Source organism: Vibrio profundi (assembly GCF_005281835.1).
Classification (GTDB): Bacteria; Pseudomonadota; Gammaproteobacteria; order Enterobacterales; family Vibrionaceae; genus Vibrio; species Vibrio profundi.
This window is the reverse complement of sequence record NZ_RZIS01000010.1, coordinates 28,508-46,089: the sequence shown is the minus strand read 5'-3', so window position 1 is coordinate 46,089 and position 17,582 is coordinate 28,508. Positions and strand designations below refer to the sequence as shown.

Below are 17,582 nucleotides of genomic sequence, written 5' to 3'. Positions count from 1 at the left end.
TACAACTAAGGTAGTCTCATCATAAGCCAATGGCTATGCAAGACAAAAACTCTTTCAACAAAATTTACAGTTAGCTCAAGCTTTTGTCCAAAAATTGACGAAATAAGTGGGTATTCGTGAGGGAAGTGTTCAAAAAAGCCCAAAAGCAAACAAGCCAGAAGATTATCTTCCGGCTTGTTAAATGATTCACTTAAACAGTTTTTACTGGGATGGCTTCCCCTGAAGCATTCTGTTTAGTTCGTTTCGTTCTATCGATAACGTCACCGACCAACTGTCCACATGCTGCGTCAATATCGTCACCACGTGTTTTACGTACCGTGACGGTATAGTCATATTGCATAAGCGTTTTTTGGAAACGGTCAATACGAGAGTTACTTGGTTTCTTGTATGGTGAACCTGGGTACGGGTTAAATGGAATTAAGTTAATTTTACAAGGCGTATCTTTCATTAACTCAGCCAGTTCACGCGCATGGTCCATGTCATCATTGACGTGATCCAGCAGAACGTACTCTACCGTTACTTTACCGCGGTTAGCATTTGAAGAAGCAATATAACGACGAACTGATGCAAGGAAATCTTCGATATCCCAGCGATCGTTAATTGGCATGATTTCACTACGAAGCTTGTCATTTGGAGCATGCAGTGAAATCGCAAGCGCTACGTCAATGTTGTCCGTCATTTGGTCAAGACCAGAAACAACACCTGAAGTTGAAACCGTTACACGGCGCTTAGACAAGGCGAAACCTAAATCATCTAACATGATCTCTAATGAAGGCATTAGGTTCTTCATGTTTAGTAAAGGCTCACCCATACCCATCATTACTACGTTAGTAATTGGACGACGGCCTGTTTCTTTCTCTAAACCGATTTCGCGAGATGCACGCCAGATTTGGCCAACAATCTCAGATACTTTTAAGTTACGGTTAAAACCTTGTTGAGCAGTAGAACAGAACTTACATTCTAATGCACAGCCAACTTGAGACGACACACAAAGTGTTGCGCGATCACCATCTGGAATATAAACCGTTTCTACGTCTTGGTCTCCAACACGCATTGCCCATTTGATCGTACCGTCTGATGAGTGCTGTGCTTCAGAAACAACTGGAGCTTTAATTTCACACTTATGCATCAACTTTTCACGCAGCTTTTTATTGATGTTATTCATCTGCTCAAAGTCATCAGCACCAAAATGGTAGATCCACTTCATGACTTGATCTGCACGGAACGCTTTTTCACCTAGCTCTTCTGTGAAAAATTTACGAAGACCTTTACGATCAAAATCGAGTAGATTGACTTTAGTTGTGGTCATGATGCCTCTCAATGACGGAACGATAAATAAGGGCGCGAATTGTACAGCCTTTACGCGCCTTCAACAAGACCTGTAAGGCCCTGCTTTTGTTAAGGCATTCAATTTAAAGTGAATAAAATTCATACAACTTTTGCAAGTTTCATTCAAAGCGATTTGCGTTTCCATATCACAAAAAAATAAGGCCTCAAATTGAGGCCTTATCAAACAGTCTATGTCAGTTTGTTTACTCAGGACGTGGGCAAATTTCTGATTCAGGGAAGAAGAATTCGATTTCACGAGCTGCCGATTCAGGGCTATCGCTACCGTGTACCGAGTTGTAACGCATGCTGATCGCATAGTCAGCACGGATAGTGCCACATGCCGCTTCTTCTGGGTTCGTTTTACCCATCAGTTCACGGTAACGAGCAATCGCGTTTTCACCTTCAAGAACTTGGACCATGATTGGGCCAGAAGTCATGAACTCTTTTAAAGGACCAAAGAACTCTTTACCTTCGTGCTCTGCGTAAAAGCCACTTGCTTGCTCTTCAGTCAGTTGCACCATTTTTGCAGCAATGATTTGTAGGCCAGCTTTTTCAATACGGTGATAGATTTCACCAACAAGATTACGTTTTACAGCATCAGGTTTAACAATCGAAAACGTTCTTTCTAGAGCCATAATGTTTCCTTTCACTTCATTATTGTCATTATCAAAAGCAGCCTTATAGGCTGCTTCGTTTATTATTTTGCTTGTTCAGTCAGTACGCGAGCCAGCGTTCTTACGCCCATACCTGTCGCGCCAGCAGACCACTTATCACTTGCTGATTTACGGTATGTACCCGCGCAATCAAAGTGCAACCAACCTTTCTTGTAATCATCAACAAAGTAAGACAAGAACGCTGCGGCAGTACTTGCACCAGGCGTGTAATCACCTGTGCTGATGTTAGATAAGTCAGCAAAGTTAGATGGCAACATACCGCGGTGGAAGTCAGCTAGAGGCAGAGGCCATAGACCTTCTTTTTCTTCGCTTGCAGCTTTCAGTGCTTGGCCTGACAATTCATCATCAAAGCTCATTAATGCGTGGTAGTCGTTACCTAGTGCGTTTTTCGCCGCGCCAGTTAAAGTCGCACAGTCTATGATAAGCTCAGGGTTGTGCTCACACGCATACATTAGACCATCTGCTAGTACCAAGCGACCTTCCGCATCGGTATTCATGATCTCAACCGTTTTACCGTTCTTATAAGTGATGATATCGCCCAGTTTTAGTGCTCGACCAGAGATCATGTTCTCTGCACAACAAAGGATCAATTTCACACGCTTGTTCAGGCCGCGTTCAATCGCAAGTCCTAGACCACCTGTAATTGTCGCTGCACCACCCATGTCAGCTTTCATTGCTGTCATAAACTGACCTGGTTTGATGCTGTAACCGCCTGAATCAAATGTGATGCCTTTGCCCACAAGACAAGCGTAAACTGGCGCGTTCTCATCGCCCGTTGGGTTAAAGTCTAATTGCAGCATGGCAGAGGTACGCTCTGAACCACGACCAACCGCGTAAATACCTTCCCAACCTTCGGTAAGAAGGTCTTTATCTTTCACGACTTTCGCTGTCACTGTGCCTTCAGGCGCAACCGACTTAATGAACTCAGCAGCCATGGTTGCCAATTGACGAGGGGCCACTTCTTCTGCAGTTTTGTTGATGATATCACGCGTCCAGTCAGTCGACTTAATACGTGCTTTTAGCTCTTGTTGAGCCTCATCTGCCAATGGAGCCCACTCCATTGAGTTTTTCTTTTTAGGGCCACGGTAACCTTGGTGGAAAGCCCAAATGCTTTCTAGGTCCCAGTTGTCGCCTTCTAGTGATACTGATGCAATGCCTTGGCCATCAAGCTTACGAGCAGCTCGTTGAACCGCGCCAAGATCGTGACCTTCACCTAAGTGAATCGTCGTGCCATTTTCTGCAAAAGATAAAATAGCTTTTTCTCCCCACTGAGGCTGGGCAGATTCTTGACTTAAAAATACAGACATCTGTGTAGACATGATTTCTCCTTGTCTTAGAACAACCGCATATAGAGGGTAATTGCGCGTTGTTTAGATTATTTTTTATTAGCTGGATGATGTTAGCATTATGTAGAGATAAAATGTCACTTTGATAAAAAAACGGACCAAATGGTCCGCTTTTTTTAGTAAGAATTGTTAACTTGGCTGTGTTTTGAAACCAAGTGGATTGAAACCCACAAGTTAATCCATTTCATCCATCCAACACAGGATCACCGCTTCTAAGATTTTCTCATTCGAGTGCTTTGGATCATCGTCGAAATCTTCGAGTTCTAAAATCCATTGATGCAAATCTGTAAAGCGAACTGTTTTCGGATCTGTATCAGGATACAAATCACACAGTTCAATTGCGATGTCACGCGAGTCAATCCATTTCAAGCTCATCATTCTTTCCTTAGTCAGTTTTTAGTGATCTTCTGACGCAAGGTTTAAGGTGTACTTTGGAATTTCTACCACTAAATCTTCGCCAGCCACTTTTGCTTGGCAACCTAAACGAGATTCCATCTCTAGGCCCCATGCTTTATCAAGCATATCATCTTCAAGATCATCGCTTTCTTCAAGCGAGTCAAAACCTTCACGAATAACAACATGACACGTAGTACATGCACATGACTTCTCACACGCGTGCTCGATACCAATACCGTTCTTCAGTGCAACATCAAGAACAGTTTCACCCGTTTTTGCTTCTAAAACTGCGCCTTCAGGGCATAGGTCTTCATGAGGTAAAACAATAATCTTAGGCATGTTTTCTATTCTCTAACTATTAAATATTATCGACAGACTGACCAGACAAAGCTGCTCGAATCGATTTGTCCATACGACGAGAAGCAAAATCTTGGCTTGCTTTGTCGGTATCTTTAATTCCGAGTTCAATCGCATCCGCGCTATCGCCATTACGAAGCTCGATTAAAGATTCAATTGCTTTCAATAATTGCTGCTTTTCATCTTCTGAAAGTAGCTCATCACCATCGGCTTGCATTGCTGCAATAAGGCCTTCGATAACGCGATCGGCTTCTACACGTTGCTCAGCTAACGCACGCGCTTGCATATCTTCTTTGGCAAACGTCATTGAATCTTTTAGCATGTTCGCGACTTCGTCATCGCTTAGGCCGTAAGAAGGCTTCACTTGGATTTCAGCTTGGACACCTGTGCTCTTCTCCATTGCTGTCACTGATAGCAAACCATCAGCATCAACTTGGTAAGTCACGCGAATATGCGCTGCTCCTGCAGCCATCGGTGGAATACCTTTTAGAGCAAAACGAGCCAATGAGCGACAGTCATCAACCATCTCACGTTCACCTTGAACGGTATGAACTGTCATTGCAGTTTGTCCGTCTTTGAACGTGGTAAATTCTTGTGCGCGAGCGACTGGGATCGTGGTGTTACGTGGGATGATCTTTTCTACCAAGCCACCCATGGTTTCAATACCAAGAGACAGTGGAATAACATCCAATAGCAGCATTTCCGAGTCTGGTTTGTTGCCTACTAAGATGTCTGCTTGAATCGACGCACCAATCGCAACCACTTCATCAGGGTTAATGCTAGTCAGCGGCATGCGACCTAAGAAGTCACCAACCATTTCACGAACTAACGGTGTACGTGTTGAACCACCAACCATTACCACTTCTAGAACTTCATCAGCGTCTACATCCGCATCTTTTAATGCACGACGACAAGAAAGCAGTGTCTTCTTAACTAGAGGCTTAATGATGTCATTAAATTCTTCACGGCTTAATGAACCATTCCAACCCAGTACTGATACGTCAGTCGTATCAGCATCAGACAATGCAATTTTTGCATCCGTTGCTGCATCAAGTAACGCACGGTTTTGCTCAGCGGTAAGTTCAGATAAACCAATTTGTTGTTGGAAATGATCCGCAATCAAATGATCGAAATCGTCACCACCTAATGCAGAATCACCGCCAGTCGCAAGAACTTCAAATACACCTTTAGAAAGGCGAAGAATTGAAATGTCGAATGTACCGCCACCTAAATCGTAAACAGCAATAACACCTTCTTGACCAGAATCTAGCCCATAAGCGATTGCTGCCGCGGTTGGTTCATTCAACAAACGTAATACATGCATACCCGCTAACTGAGCCGCATCTTTGGTGCCAGCACGCTGCGCATCATCAAAATATGCAGGAACGGTAATCACCACACCTGAAAGTTCACCACCTAACGTGGCTTCAGCACGTTCTGCCAATGACTTCAAAATGTCAGCAGATACCTGAATAGGGTTTTTAGCGCCCTGCTCAGTTTGTAAAACAGGAAGACCATTATCACTAGATTCAAATTGATATGGTAGAGATGGGTAACGCTGCTGAATATCAGTTAATGAACGACCAATTAGACGCTTTACTGAAATGATGGTGTTTTTCGGATCACTTTGCGCGTTTACGCGAGCTTCATGACCAGTGGTATGTGAATCAGCAGTGTAATGAACGACCGATGGCAGAATACTGCGACCTTGTTCATCAACCAACGTAGTCGCTTCACCGCTTCGAACTGAAGCAACTAGCGAGTTGGTTGTACCTAAATCAATACCCACAGCTAGCTTGTGCTCATGAGGAGCGGCGCTTTGCCCTGGTTCTGCAATTTGAAGTAATGCCATGGATGGGTCCTTGTTATCTCAAATTAGCCGAGTAATCTGTCTTCAACTAATTCGATTTCATTCTTTAATTTAGCAATAAACTTGAGCTTTCTTACTCGGTCTGCCGCGTCTAACCACGCTTGTTCTGCAAGTTCTTGTTCAACAGCCGTTAATTGTTGTTTGTACATTTTGCTAACCTTACCTTCAAATGCAAATAAGGCATCTTCAGGTTCTGAGTTAGAGGCTATATCTTCAAGTTCTTCACGCAGTTCCATTTGCTCCATTAGGAACATAGGATCTTGCATGGTTTGCTGTTCGCTACGAATATCTACGTCATGCTGCAGCAAAATGTACTCTGCGCGTTGAATCGGGTTCTTTAATACCTGATAAGCATCGTTAATCTGCGCGGCCTTTTGCACTGCTAATAAACGATCGCGCTCAGAAGCCGTAGCAAAATTATCTGGGTGGAATTGACGCTGTAGATCTCTAAATTGAGAAGAAAGAAGGCTACCATCCAGCTGAAACTGAAGTGGTAGCCCAAATAATTCAAAGTGATTCATGTGAAAACCAATCCTAAATTTTAGGCTCTCTACAGAGCCTAAGTGCAATCGACTAACTTAATTATCTAAGTTACACGTTGAAGCTTTCACCACAACCACACTCACCTTTTGCGTTAGGGTTGTTGAATTCAAAACCTTCATTTAGGCCTTCTTTCACATAATCAAGCTCAGTACCGTCTAAGTAAACTAGGCTCTTTGGATCAATGATGACCTTAACACCCGAGTGCTCAAAAACTTGGTCTTCTTCGTTTAATTCATCAACGAACTCAAGTACATATGCCATACCTGAACAGCCAGTTGTTTTCACTGCTAAGCGTAACCCGATACCTTTACCACGGTTATCTAAGAATGATTGAACTCGGCTTGCTGCCGTATCTGTCATGGTGATGGCCATACTACAACCTTGTTTTTATATATTTAGTAGAACTCAGGAGGGAGCACTGCAATGCTCCCTAATATTTCTAATCACTTGAACAAGCGATTAGCGCTTCTTCTTGTAATCAGCAACTGCTGCTTTGATTGCATCTTCCGCTAGGATAGAACAGTGAACTTTCACTGGTGGTAGTTCTAGCTCTTCTGCAATTTCAGAGTTTTTGATTGCTGCCGCTTCATCGATGCTCTTACCTTTCACCCACTCAGTAACCAGTGAGCTAGACGCGATTGCACTACCGCAACCGTATGTCTTGAATTTTGCATCTTCGATAATACCTTCTGGTGTTACCTTGATTTGCAGTTTCATTACATCACCACAAGCTGGAGCGCCAACCATGCCGCTACCTACACTTGGGTCTTCTTTATCAAACGAACCTACGTTACGTGGGTTTTCGTAATGATCAATTACTTTTTCGCTATAAGCCATGATAGTTACCTCGAATCCTCTATATCCTTGAGATTAATGATGAGCCCACTCAACGGTGTCCAGATCAATCCCTTCTTTATACATATCCCATAGAGGAGACATGTCGCGTAATTTGTTTACTGCTACACGAATCTGTTTGATTGCGTAGTCCACTTCTTCTTCCGTTGTGAAACGGCCGAATGAGAATCGTACTGAGCTGTGTGCTAGTTCGTCGTTTAGACCAAGAGCACGTAGCACGTATGAAGGTTCTAAGCTCGCTGAAGTACATGCAGAGCCAGAAGATACCGCTAAGTCTTTCAGAGACATCAGCAGAGATTCACCTTCAACAAACGCAAAGCTCACGTTTAAGTTATGCGGTACACGCTGATCTAAGTCGCCGTTTACTGTCACAGCTTCTAAATCGATAACACCGTTAAGCAGTCGCTCACGTAGTGCTTTAGCGTGTTCAAAATCTTTTTGCATATCTTGCTTAGCGATTGCAAACGCTTCGCCCATACCCACGATTTGGTGAGTCGCAAGTGTACCAGAGCGGAAACCACGTTCATGGCCACCACCGTGCATTTGTGCTTCTAGGCGAATACGAGGCTTACGGCTTACGTATAACGCGCCGATACCTTTAGGGCCATATACTTTGTGAGCAGAAAGTGAGATCAAGTCTACTTTCATTTCTTTCACGTCTAGTGGGATTTTACCCGCAGACTGAGCCGCATCAACATGGAATACGATCTTACGTGCACGACACATTTCACCAATTGAAGTAATGTCTTGAATCACACCAATTTCGTTGTTCACGTGCATGATAGAAACAAGTACTGTGTCTTCGCGCATAGCGTCTTGCAGCTTGTTTAGATCGATAATACCGTTTGATTCAGGCTCTAAGTAAGTCACTTCGTAGCCTTCACGCTCTAGCTGACGGCAAGGGTCAAGAACCGCTTTATGCTCGGTTTTGCAGGTAATGATGTGCTTACCTTTTTTACCGTAGAAGTGTGCAGCGCCTTTAATCGCTAGGTTATCTGATTCTGTCGCACCAGATGTAAATACAATTTCACGTGGATCAGCATTTAGTAAATCAGCGATTTGCTCACGTGCATTATCTACTGACTCTTCTGCCTGCCAGCCGTAACGGTGTGAACGAGATGCTGGGTTACCGAAGTTGCCATCCATCGTCATGCACTGAACCATTTTTTCAGCAACACGAGGATCAACTGGGCAAGTAGCTGAATAGTCAAAGTAAATAGGCAGTTTCATTTTCTACTCCAATGTAAAAACTGACCGCTTAAGAGCGGGCATTAACACCGTGAGGTGCTGCACTAATCGTTGTAGTGCTCGTATTTTTCTGTGCAAAACCATGATTAACCGCCAGGTCAATGTCCTGACGGTCTGAAATTTCTAAAACCTGGTTATCTTTCATTAGCTCACCGAGCGTAATGTTATTTAAAAAGCCGCTGATGCGATCACTTAGGTCATGCCATAATGCATGAGTTAAGCAACGACTACCGCCTTGGCAGTTACCTTTACCGTGACACTTAGTTGCGTCTACGGATTCATCAACAGCTGATATTACTGTGCCGACTGCAATGTCACCAGCGTCTGCGCCTAAGCGGTAACCACCGCCAGGGCCACGAACACTTGCCACTAAACCCGCTTTGCGTAGCTTAGAAAACAACTGCTCTAAATATGATAACGAAATACCTTGGCGCTCTGAAATATCTGCCAAAGGTACTGGGGTCTTTTGCGAATGCAGTGCCACATCTAGCATGGCTGTCACCGCATATCTTCCTTTAGATGTAAGTTTCATACCACACCGTATCCACATTGTTTATGTGGTTGGAATCTTTTCATACCTGACCATTTTGGTCAAGTATTTATTTGACTAAAACAGTCAGGTATTTATCCCTTTTTAGAATAAGGTTTCTATTTTTGGTTATTTGCTTTTTCTATCGAGGTTAAGATACCGCGTAATGTGTTGATTTCTTGAAGCTCAGGACGTGCTCGGCTAAACAAACGGCGCAGTTTATTCATTACCTGACCAGGCTTATCCTGAGAGATAAACTGGGTATCGATGATCACTTTTTCAAGGTGCGTGTAGAACATTTCTAGTTCTTTATGACGAGGATACTCGTCCTGTTCTTGAGGTGAGTACTGACTTGCAACCTTATTTAAGTGTGCAACCCTCACTTCATAACTCAACGTTTGAACAGCCATCGCTAAATTCAGAGAGCTGTATTCAGGGTTCGCAGGAATACATACATGATAATGGCACTTTTGCAGCTCTTCATTGGTCAACCCAGTTCGTTCACGCCCAAAGACCAAGGCTACTGGGTGCTTTTCACCTTCAATAGCAAATTTCTCGCCGCATTCGCGAGGTTCTAGCATTGGCCACTCTAACGTTCTTGAACGAGCACTTGAACCAACAACTAGGCCACAATCTGCAATGCCGTCATCGAGTGTTTTAACGATTACTGCATTTTCTGCGATATCACCTGCACCTGCTGCCAAAGCCATAGTTTGTTCATCAACCTCACATTGAGGATCAACTAATACCAGTTGGCTTAGTCCCATTACTTTCATTGCACGGGCTGCAGACCCTATATTTCCAGAATGAGACGTTCCAACCAGAACGACTTTCACATTATCTAACATGCTTAATGACACCACTTATAAATTAACCGCGAGATATTACCACATCACTCAGTAAAATGGTCAGACCCTTGTAGGAATGTGAATTTAACAGTGCAAAAAATAACCACTTCCATTTCTTCGAAACTTTGATATACTCGCCGCCGCTTAAAATCGTTCTTTAACATCCTGTGGGAAATACCATATGCATCCAATGCTAAACATTGCTATACGCGCTGCGCGTAAAGCAGGCAACCATATTGCTAAATCGCTAGAAACTGTTGATAAAATCGAAACGACTCAAAAAGGTAACAATGACGTTGTTACTAACATTGCTCAAGAAGCTGAGTACATGATTATCGAAACAATCAAGAGTTCTTACCCAGAGCACAGCATTGTTGCAGAAGAAAGCGGTCTTACTGAAGGTAAAGACTCTGATGTTCAATGGATTGTTGACCCACTGGATGGCACGAACAACTTCGTAAAAGGCTTCCCACACTTCTCTGTATCTATTGCTGTTCGCATGAACGGTCGTACAGAAGTTGCTTGTGTATACGACCCAATGCTAAACGAGCTATTCACAGCTCAACGTGGTGCTGGCGCTCAACTTAACAACGCTCGTATGCGTGTTAACCAACTTAAAGATATCCAAGGCAGCGTTATCGCTACTGGTTTCCCATTCAACCAAAAGCAGCACTCTGAATCTTTCATGAAGATCATCTCTGGTCTATTCATCGATTGTTCTGATTTCCGCCGTACAGGTTCTCCTGCTCTAGACTTATGTTACCTAGCAGCTGGTCGTGTTGATGGTTACCTAGAACTTGGCCTTAAGCCTTGGGATATGGCAGCTGGCGACCTAATCGCTCGTGAAGCTGGTGCAATCCTAACGGATTTTGCTGGCGGTACTGAATACATGAAGTCTGGTAACATCGTAGCTTCAAGTGCACGTGGCGTTAAAGCAATCCTTAAGCATGTTCGCGAGAACAGCAACGAAGGCATGCTAAAGTAATCCTTAGCCCGTCACGCTGATTACTGAAAGCCCCGCTCTATGAGCGGGGCTTTTTTATGCCTAAGATAAAACTCCTGTAAACCCAATCAGCCCTTCTAAAAAGTACTACCGTAAATCCCAAGCACAAAAAAACCGCCAGTTTCCCAGCGGTTGTATTCGAATCTTTGAAAGCCAACTTAACTCTTATGGCATCTCGTCAAATTCTTCGCCTTCTTTCTCTATTTGAGGTGGCATTAGGTGCTCACGTGTAATACCCAACTTCATCGCTAGGGCTGAAGCCACGTAGATAGAAGAGTAAGTACCAACGGTAATACCAAGTAGAAGTGCTGTCGCGAAACCATGAATCATTGCGCCGCCTTGGGTAAACAAAGCAATCACAACGAATAATGTAGTACCAGAAGTGATCAAAGTACGGCTCAATGTTTGAGTAATTGAACTGTTCATTACTTCAGGCGCTTCACCTTTACGCATCTTGCGGAAGTTTTCACGGATCCGGTCAAATACCACTATGGTATCGTTGAGTGAGTAGCCGACTACCGTAAGCAATGCAGCAACGATAGTTAAGTCCACTTCAATTTGCATCAACGAGAACACGCCTAATGTGATAATCACATCGTGCGCAAGTGCTAATACCGCCCCCGCCGCTAAGCGCCATTCAAAACGTACCGATACGTAAATCAAGATACAGATCAGTGATACCAAAATCGCAAGGCCACCAGCTTCTGTCAGTTCATCACCAACGTTTGGACCCACGAATTCGATACGACGCATTTCTACTTGCTCGCCCGTACCTTGCTCAATTGCAGATAAGATTTGATTGCCTAACGTTTCGCCCGCCACACCGTCGCGAGGACGAAGACGAACCATTACATCACGAGCTGAACCAAAGTTTTGAACGGTTGCATCACCAAACCCTTTTGCTTCTAGAGCGCTTCGGATATTTTCTAGGTTAGCAGGTTGTTCAAAACCGACTTCAATCAAAGTACCGCCTGTAAAATCTAGCCCCCAGTTCAACGATTTAGTTGAAAGAGTAAAGATTGCCGTACCAATCATGAGGATAGATAAGACGAATGCGACTTTTGACCAACGCATAAAGTCGATCAATTTGTCCGCTTTCATTATTTGAAACATAATTAAATCCAGCCTTAGATCGACAATTTCTTAATACGCTTGCCGCCATACATTAGGTTCACGATACAGCGTGTACCTACAATCGCAGTAAACATAGAAGTGATGATACCGATAGATAATGTCACCGCGAAACCTTTAATCGCACCAGTACCTACAGCAAATAGGATGATAGCGGTTAAGAGCGTGGTGATGTTTGCATCGGCAATAGTACTAAACGCGTTCGCATAACCCTGATGGATAGCTTGCTGAGGATTACGTCCTTCACGAATTTCTTCACGTATACGTTCAAAAATCAGGACGTTCGCATCCACCGCCATACCCACGGTTAATACAATACCGGCAATACCTGGCAGCGTCATAGTCGCCCCTGGGATCATCGACATCACACCGATAATCAAAACAAGGTTTGCCATTAGTGCAACGTTAGCAATCAAGCCAAACTTACGGTAGTACATCAGAGTAAATAGCATTACTGCCGCCATACCCCAGATCATCGCCATGATACCCATGTCAATGTTCTGCTGACCCATAGATGGACCAATCGTACGTTCTTCAACAATAGAGATAGGCGCAATCAATGCACCAGCACGTAAAAGAAGTGCAAGGTTATGTGCTTCAGCTGCTGAGTCGATACCTGTGATTCGGAAATTACGACCAAGTGCAGACTGAATCGTCGCTTGGTTAATCACTTCTTCATGCTTAGTTAAGATAACGCGACCATCTGGCGTTTTACGACCGCTGTCTTTGTACTCGGCGAATACCGTAGCCATAAGCTTACCGATATTTTGACGAGAGAATGCAGACATCTTGCTACCACCTTCGCTGTCTAGCGAGATGTTAACTTGAGGACGACCATATTCATCAACACTTGAGCTTGCATCTGTAATGCTTGAACCACCAAGGATTACACGCTTTTTAAGCACAACTGGACGGCCATCGCGATCTTGTTTGATTTCACTGCCAGCAGGAGCACGACCACTTGCCGCTGCTGCTAAATCAGCTTTATCGTCAACTTCACGGAATTCTAGCGTTGCCGTTGCACCAAGAATTTCTTTCGCACGTGCAGTGTCTTGAACACCTGGAAGCTCAACCACGATACGGCTTGCACCTTGGCGTTGCACTAGTGGTTCCGCTACACCAAGCTCATTCACACGGTTACGTAGAATCGTGATGTTTTGCTCAACCGCGTAGTTACGAATTTCTTGTAAGCGAGTATCAGTAAAAGTAGCAATCAAAGAAAAACGACCGTTAGATTCAGAATCTACAAACGTCATATCTTGGTGCTTAGACTGAAGCAATGTTTTCGCTTCTGCTAACTGCTCTTCATTACGTAGCAATACTTCGACTGCATCTTTACCTGATGGGCGAATCGCGCGGTAGCGAATTTTTTCTTCACGTAGTTCACTACGGAACGCTTCTTCTTGCTGACCAACCAGCTTCTCCATCGCAGCATCCATATCCACTTCCATTAAGAAGTGAACACCACCACGTAGATCTAGGCCAAGTTTCATTGGTGCAGCACCAATAGATTCAAGCCAATCAGGAGTAGAAGCAGCAAGGTTTAGTGCAACAATTACATCGTTGCCTAGTGCGTCAGTGATGACATCGCGAGCGCTGATTTGAGTGTCAGTGTCGCTGAAACGAACAAGAATAGAACCGTTTTCGAGAGCAACGGATTTATGGGAAAGGCTCTCAGCATCAAGAGCTTTGGTGACAGCATCCAGCGTCGACATATCTACAGAGGCGCCACGCGCCCCTGTAACTTGAACTGCCGGATCTTCACCGTATATATTTGGAAGAGCGTAAAGCGCTGCGATGGCAATGGTAAACACCACCATCAAATACTTCCATAACGGATAACGGTTTAGCACAGCGAGGATCCTCTAGCTGTTTATAGAGATTTCAGAGTGCCTTTTGGTAGCACAGCTGTTACGAAGTCTTTTTTGATTACAACTTCATTGTTAGCGTTAAGCTCAATTGAAACGTAGTCGTTATCTTCAGCGATTTTAGTGATTTTACCCACTAGACCACCGCTTGTTAGTACTTCATCACCTTTACCCATAGAAGACATAAGGTTCTTATGCTCTTTTACGCGCTTAGCTTGTGGGCGGTAAATCATGAAGTAGAAGATCACAGCGAACATACCTAGCATGATTAGCATTTCGAAACCGCCGCCTGCTGGTGCACCTTCTGCTGCTGCGTGAGCTTGAGAAATAAACATTAAAACATCCTCTATTTATATTTTATTGATAATCCAACTAATTGGGCTGTACCCTTTCGTTTTCAAGCCCTAACTCCTTGAACAGAGATAGGGCTCGCAAAAAGATACTAAGAAACTATTTACCTAGTGGTGGCACTTCACGTCCCATTCGTGCGTAGAACTCCTCAACGAACTCTTCAAAACGATCTTCATCAATAGATTGACGGATGTCTGACATTACTCGTTGGTAGAAACGCAGGTTGTGAATGGTGTTCAGTCTTGCACCTAGGATTTCATTACAGCGATCCAAATGATGTAGGTAAGATTTGCTGTAATTCTTACAAGTGTAACAGTCACACTCTGAATCTAGAGGCGTTGTATCCGTTTTATGCTTCGCATTACGGATCTTGATCACACCTTCAGTTACAAACAGGTGGCCATTACGCGCATTTCGCGTTGGCATTACACAGTCAAACATGTCGATACCGCGACGAACACCTTCAACTAAGTCTTCAGGTTTGCCCACACCCATTAGGTAACGAGGCTTATCTTCTGGCAGTTGAGGACATGTGTGCTCAAGGATACGGTGCATATCTTCTTTTGGCTCACCTACTGCTAGGCCACCAACCGCGTATCCATCGAAGCCAATTTCAGTTAGGCCTTTAACAGATACATCACGTAGGTCTTCGTACACACCACCTTGAACGATACCGAATAGTGAATTCGGGTTTTCAAGTTTGTCGAAGTGGTTACGTGAACGCTCAGCCCAACGTAGAGACATCTCCATCGAGTCTTTCGCTTCTTTGTGTGTCGCAGGGTAAGGCGTACACTCGTCGAAAATCATAACGATGTCAGAACCTAGGTCTTTTTGGATTTCCATAGACTTTTCTGCGTCCATGAAGATCTTGTCACCGTTTACTGGGTTACGGAAATGTACACCCTCTTCAGTGATTTTACGCATCGCACCTAAGCTGAATACTTGGAAGCCGCCTGAATCAGTCAGGATAGGACCTTGCCAGTTCATGAAATCGTGCAAGTCACCGTGCATTTTCATGATTTCTTGACCAGGACGTAGCCATAGATGGAATGTGTTACCCAGTAGAATCTCAGCGCCTGTGTCTTTTACTTCTTCAGGCGTCATACCTTTAACAGTTCCGTAAGTACCTACAGGCATGAATGCAGGGGTTTCAACCGTACCGCGTTCAAACTGAAGTTGACCACGACGTGCGCCGCTGTTTGTTTTTTTAAGTTCGTATTTTAATTTCACGAAGCCTCCAATATGCCAGAGAAACAATCTGACTGTTAATTCAGAGCCTTAACAACCACTTAAGGCTCTCTGAGGAGCGGTCGCTTATTCCTTGCGAGAGGTAAGATAGCTTATCTATCTCGACTCCTAGCCTACTGCTAGCACTCGTAAATTCGGTATGTTTAGCTTTATCTAACGACGAGCCGTGAAGCTAGCTTGTTTTCTTATTGATGAACATCGCATCGCCGTAGCTAAAGAAGCGATATTCATTCTTCACTGCATGTTCATATGCACCCATTACGTTTTCGTAACCTGCAAAAGCGCTCACTAACATAATTAAGGTAGATTCAGGCAAGTGGAAATTAGTGATTAAGCAATCAACTAACTGATATTCGTAACCTGGGAAAATAAAGATTTCAGTATCACCAAAGAATGGGACTAACTCAGTACCATTTTTCAGTGCGTCTTGCGCTGCGCTTTCCAGAGAACGAACTGAAGTAGTACCAACAGCAATAATGCGTCCACCGCGAGCTTTAGTTGCGGCAATCGCATCTACTACTTCTTGCGGGACCTCTACATACTCAGCATGCATGTGATGATCGTTAATATTATCGACCTTCACTGGTTGGAACGTTCCTGCACCTACGTGCAAAGTAACGTACGCAAACTCCACGCCTTTCGCTTTGATTTGGTCTAACAAATTATCATCGAAGTGAAGACCAGCGGTTGGCGCTGCTACCGCACCCGGTTTTTCATTATAAACCGTTTGATAACGCTCTTTATCTGCATCTTCGTCAGGGCGATCAATGTACGGTGGTAGTGGCATGTGGCCCACATCGTTCAAGATGTTCAGTACACTTTCGTCGGAAGTAAAACGGATTTCAAATAACGCATCGTGACGCGCTACCATTTCCGCTTGGTATTCGTCATTTTCACCCAAGAAAAGCTTGGTTCCTGGCTTTGGTGATTTAGAACAACGCACATGTGCAAGAATGCTTTTTTCATCAAGCATCCTTTCAACAAGTACTTCTAACTTACCGCCAGATTCTTTACGACCAAACAAGCGCGCGGGGATCACTCGGGTATTATTGAATACCACTAAATCGCCTGGCTGAACCAAATCTAATACGTTCTTAAAAGAACCATCCGTTAACGCACCAGTATTGCCATCTAATTGAAGTAGTCGGCTAGCGGTACGTTCCTCTTGAGGGTAACGAGCAATAAGCTCATCAGGTAGTTCAAAGTGAAAATCTGAAACTTGCATTGTTCTGGTCTGTCTCGTTGGTAAAGAATATGACGCGAGTAAATTTTTCGCAGTGGGCTAGTATAGGCTTACACCACGCAATAGCAAGGTTTGATAGGTCGGATTATTGTAAAGAGGCGTAAAAATGCATCGATAAAAACCACCTTTATTAAGCAGGAAATAGTTTGCATAAAGCTGACCTAAAAATGAGTTAGCTCTCAGATATTTATTATGGAAAAAACTATAGTTGAAGTAACTCATAATGATAAAGGAGGTCGTGATGATCAAAGTTGAAGATATGATGACTCGTAACCCTCACACCTTGTTACGTTCACATACATTATCCGATGCAAAAAGCACTATGGACGCATTAGATATTCGCCATATTCCTGTTGTCGATGCAGAGCGTCAGCTACTTGGCGTCGTAACACAGCGTGACATATTGTCCGCTCAAGAGTCGAGCTTACAAAACATCCCTAGCGCTCAATCGTTTACGCTTTCGACACCACTCAAAGACGTGATGCACACAAACATCATGACGGTAGAACCCAGAGCAGGTCTTAAAGAAAGTGCCATCTATATGCAAAAGCACAAAGTGGGTTGTTTACCTGTTGTAGACAAAAACGAATTGGTTGGGATCATTACAGACAGCGACTTCGTGACTATCGCCATTAACCTACTTGAACTGCAAGAGGAAGTGGAACCCGAAGAAGTCGACGCTTAATGGTGTTCACTTTCTTTTAAACAAGAAAAAGTCACTTTAACGACAGCTACGAGCTTTA

General features: G+C 43.8%; 19 protein-coding genes. 2 read left to right on the top strand and 17 right to left on the bottom strand.

Annotated elements, in window-relative coordinates; translation table 11 throughout:
* Positions 1 to 190: 190 nt before the first annotated feature.
* The 12 genes from rlmN to trmJ all read right to left on the bottom strand — a co-directional run bounded on the left by rlmN (position 191) and on the right by trmJ (position 9,995).
* Positions 191 to 1,309, bottom strand: coding sequence for a dual-specificity RNA methyltransferase RlmN (gene rlmN, locus ELZ11_RS19815; protein WP_137359117.1), 1,119 nt, complete (start codon positions 1,307 to 1,309; stop codon positions 191 to 193).
* 223 nt (positions 1,310 to 1,532) lie between these two features.
* The gene (gene ndk, locus ELZ11_RS19810; protein ID WP_137359116.1) at positions 1,533 to 1,964 is read right to left on the bottom strand and encodes a nucleoside-diphosphate kinase; all 432 of its coding nucleotides are present in this window, start codon (positions 1,962 to 1,964) and stop codon (positions 1,533 to 1,535) included.
* Positions 1,965 to 2,026: 62 nt separating this feature from the next.
* A complete protein-coding gene (gene pepB / locus ELZ11_RS19805) occupies positions 2,027 to 3,322 on the bottom strand; it encodes an aminopeptidase PepB (RefSeq protein ID WP_137359115.1) in 1,296 nt (431 codons plus the stop codon).
* Between the two features lie 201 nt (positions 3,323 to 3,523).
* On the bottom strand, positions 3,524 to 3,724 hold the full coding sequence (iscX, locus tag ELZ11_RS19800) for a Fe-S cluster assembly protein IscX (RefSeq protein WP_137359114.1): 201 nt from the start codon (positions 3,722 to 3,724) through the stop codon (positions 3,524 to 3,526).
* Positions 3,725 to 3,745: 21 nt separating this feature from the next.
* Positions 3,746 to 4,084 carry an ISC system 2Fe-2S type ferredoxin gene (fdx, locus tag ELZ11_RS19795; protein ID WP_137359113.1) on the bottom strand — a complete coding sequence of 113 codons (339 nt, stop codon included), beginning with the start codon at positions 4,082 to 4,084 and terminating at the stop codon, positions 3,746 to 3,748.
* 19 nt (positions 4,085 to 4,103) lie between these two features.
* Positions 4,104 to 5,954 (bottom strand): Fe-S protein assembly chaperone HscA, encoded by a 1,851-nt coding sequence (gene hscA, locus ELZ11_RS19790; protein ID WP_137359112.1) that lies wholly within the window; start codon positions 5,952 to 5,954, stop codon positions 4,104 to 4,106.
* 23 nt (positions 5,955 to 5,977) lie between these two features.
* Complete coding sequence (hscB, locus tag ELZ11_RS19785) at positions 5,978 to 6,493, bottom strand: co-chaperone HscB (RefSeq protein ID WP_137359111.1); 516 nt, start codon at positions 6,491 to 6,493, stop codon at positions 5,978 to 5,980.
* 70 nt (positions 6,494 to 6,563) lie between these two features.
* A complete protein-coding gene (gene iscA / locus ELZ11_RS19780; RefSeq protein ID WP_137359110.1) occupies positions 6,564 to 6,887 on the bottom strand; it encodes an iron-sulfur cluster assembly protein IscA in 324 nt (107 codons plus the stop codon).
* Positions 6,888 to 6,974: 87 nt separating this feature from the next.
* Positions 6,975 to 7,352 carry a Fe-S cluster assembly scaffold IscU gene (gene iscU / locus ELZ11_RS19775; protein ID WP_004740340.1) on the bottom strand — a complete coding sequence of 126 codons (378 nt, stop codon included), beginning with the start codon at positions 7,350 to 7,352 and terminating at the stop codon, positions 6,975 to 6,977.
* Positions 7,353 to 7,385: 33 nt separating this feature from the next.
* The gene (locus ELZ11_RS19770; protein WP_137359109.1) at positions 7,386 to 8,600 is read right to left on the bottom strand and encodes an IscS subfamily cysteine desulfurase; all 1,215 of its coding nucleotides are present in this window, start codon (positions 8,598 to 8,600) and stop codon (positions 7,386 to 7,388) included.
* A 28-nt stretch (positions 8,601 to 8,628) separates the two neighbouring features.
* On the bottom strand, positions 8,629 to 9,150 hold the full coding sequence (gene iscR / locus ELZ11_RS19765; RefSeq protein WP_137359108.1) for a Fe-S cluster assembly transcriptional regulator IscR: 522 nt from the start codon (positions 9,148 to 9,150) through the stop codon (positions 8,629 to 8,631).
* Between the two features lie 116 nt (positions 9,151 to 9,266).
* On the bottom strand, positions 9,267 to 9,995 hold the full coding sequence (gene trmJ, locus ELZ11_RS19760) for a tRNA (cytosine(32)/uridine(32)-2'-O)-methyltransferase TrmJ (RefSeq protein WP_137359107.1): 729 nt from the start codon (positions 9,993 to 9,995) through the stop codon (positions 9,267 to 9,269).
* 181 nt (positions 9,996 to 10,176) lie between these two features.
* On the opposite strand from trmJ, the gene suhB reads away from it, so the two are divergent.
* On the top strand, positions 10,177 to 10,980 hold the full coding sequence (suhB, locus tag ELZ11_RS19755) for an inositol-1-monophosphatase (RefSeq protein WP_137359106.1): 804 nt from the start codon (positions 10,177 to 10,179) through the stop codon (positions 10,978 to 10,980).
* 183 nt (positions 10,981 to 11,163) lie between these two features.
* On the opposite strand, the gene secF is transcribed toward suhB, so the two are convergent.
* From secF to queA, 5 genes are all read right to left on the bottom strand, one after another.
* Positions 11,164 to 12,111 (bottom strand): protein translocase subunit SecF, encoded by a 948-nt coding sequence (gene secF, locus ELZ11_RS19750; RefSeq protein WP_137359105.1) that lies wholly within the window; start codon positions 12,109 to 12,111, stop codon positions 11,164 to 11,166.
* Positions 12,112 to 12,125: 14 nt separating this feature from the next.
* Entirely contained in the window at positions 12,126 to 13,982 is a 1,857-nt protein-coding gene (gene secD / locus ELZ11_RS19745) for a protein translocase subunit SecD (RefSeq protein WP_137359104.1), read from the bottom strand.
* Between the two features lie 20 nt (positions 13,983 to 14,002).
* Entirely contained in the window at positions 14,003 to 14,332 is a 330-nt protein-coding gene (yajC, locus tag ELZ11_RS19740; protein ID WP_137359103.1) for a preprotein translocase subunit YajC, read from the bottom strand.
* Between the two features lie 115 nt (positions 14,333 to 14,447).
* On the bottom strand, positions 14,448 to 15,578 hold the full coding sequence (tgt, locus tag ELZ11_RS19735) for a tRNA guanosine(34) transglycosylase Tgt (protein WP_137359102.1): 1,131 nt from the start codon (positions 15,576 to 15,578) through the stop codon (positions 14,448 to 14,450).
* Between the two features lie 190 nt (positions 15,579 to 15,768).
* Entirely contained in the window at positions 15,769 to 16,821 is a 1,053-nt protein-coding gene (gene queA, locus ELZ11_RS19730; protein WP_137359101.1) for a tRNA preQ1(34) S-adenosylmethionine ribosyltransferase-isomerase QueA, read from the bottom strand.
* A gap of 259 nt (positions 16,822 to 17,080) precedes the next feature.
* Here queA and ELZ11_RS19725 point away from each other — a divergent pair, with 259 nt between their 5' ends.
* Positions 17,081 to 17,524, top strand: a complete 444-nt coding sequence (locus tag ELZ11_RS19725) for a CBS domain-containing protein (protein WP_137359100.1) — start codon at positions 17,081 to 17,083, stop codon at positions 17,522 to 17,524.
* The last annotated feature ends 58 nt before the right edge of the window (positions 17,525 to 17,582 follow it).

Coding starts and splice junctions, on each gene's coding strand:
- rlmN (WP_137359117.1), bottom strand. CDS start 1,309: ATGACCACAACTAAAGTCAATCTACTCGATTTTGATCGTAAAGGTCTT.
- ndk (WP_137359116.1), bottom strand. CDS start 1,964: ATGGCTCTAGAAAGAACGTTTTCGATTGTTAAACCTGATGCTGTAAAA.
- pepB (WP_137359115.1), bottom strand. CDS start 3,322: ATGTCTACACAGATGTCTGTATTTTTAAGTCAAGAATCTGCCCAGCCT.
- iscX (WP_137359114.1), bottom strand. CDS start 3,724: ATGAGCTTGAAATGGATTGACTCGCGTGACATCGCAATTGAACTGTGT.
- fdx (WP_137359113.1), bottom strand. CDS start 4,084: ATGCCTAAGATTATTGTTTTACCTCATGAAGACCTATGCCCTGAAGGC.
- hscA (WP_137359112.1), bottom strand. CDS start 5,954: ATGGCATTACTTCAAATTGCAGAACCAGGGCAAAGCGCCGCTCCTCAT.
- hscB (WP_137359111.1), bottom strand. CDS start 6,493: ATGAATCACTTTGAATTATTTGGGCTACCACTTCAGTTTCAGCTGGAT.
- iscA (WP_137359110.1), bottom strand. CDS start 6,887: ATGGCCATCACCATGACAGATACGGCAGCAAGCCGAGTTCAATCATTC.
- iscU (WP_004740340.1), bottom strand. CDS start 7,352: ATGGCTTATAGCGAAAAAGTAATTGATCATTACGAAAACCCACGTAAC.
- ELZ11_RS19770 (WP_137359109.1), bottom strand. CDS start 8,600: ATGAAACTGCCTATTTACTTTGACTATTCAGCTACTTGCCCAGTTGAT.
- iscR (WP_137359108.1), bottom strand. CDS start 9,150: ATGAAACTTACATCTAAAGGAAGATATGCGGTGACAGCCATGCTAGAT.
- trmJ (WP_137359107.1), bottom strand. CDS start 9,995: ATGTTAGATAATGTGAAAGTCGTTCTGGTTGGAACGTCTCATTCTGGA.
- suhB (WP_137359106.1), top strand. CDS start 10,177: ATGCATCCAATGCTAAACATTGCTATACGCGCTGCGCGTAAAGCAGGC.
- secF (WP_137359105.1), bottom strand. CDS start 12,111: ATGTTTCAAATAATGAAAGCGGACAAATTGATCGACTTTATGCGTTGG.
- yajC (WP_137359103.1), bottom strand. CDS start 14,332: ATGTTTATTTCTCAAGCTCACGCAGCAGCAGAAGGTGCACCAGCAGGC.
- queA (WP_137359101.1), bottom strand. CDS start 16,821: ATGCAAGTTTCAGATTTTCACTTTGAACTACCTGATGAGCTTATTGCT.
- ELZ11_RS19725 (WP_137359100.1), top strand. CDS start 17,081: ATGATCAAAGTTGAAGATATGATGACTCGTAACCCTCACACCTTGTTA.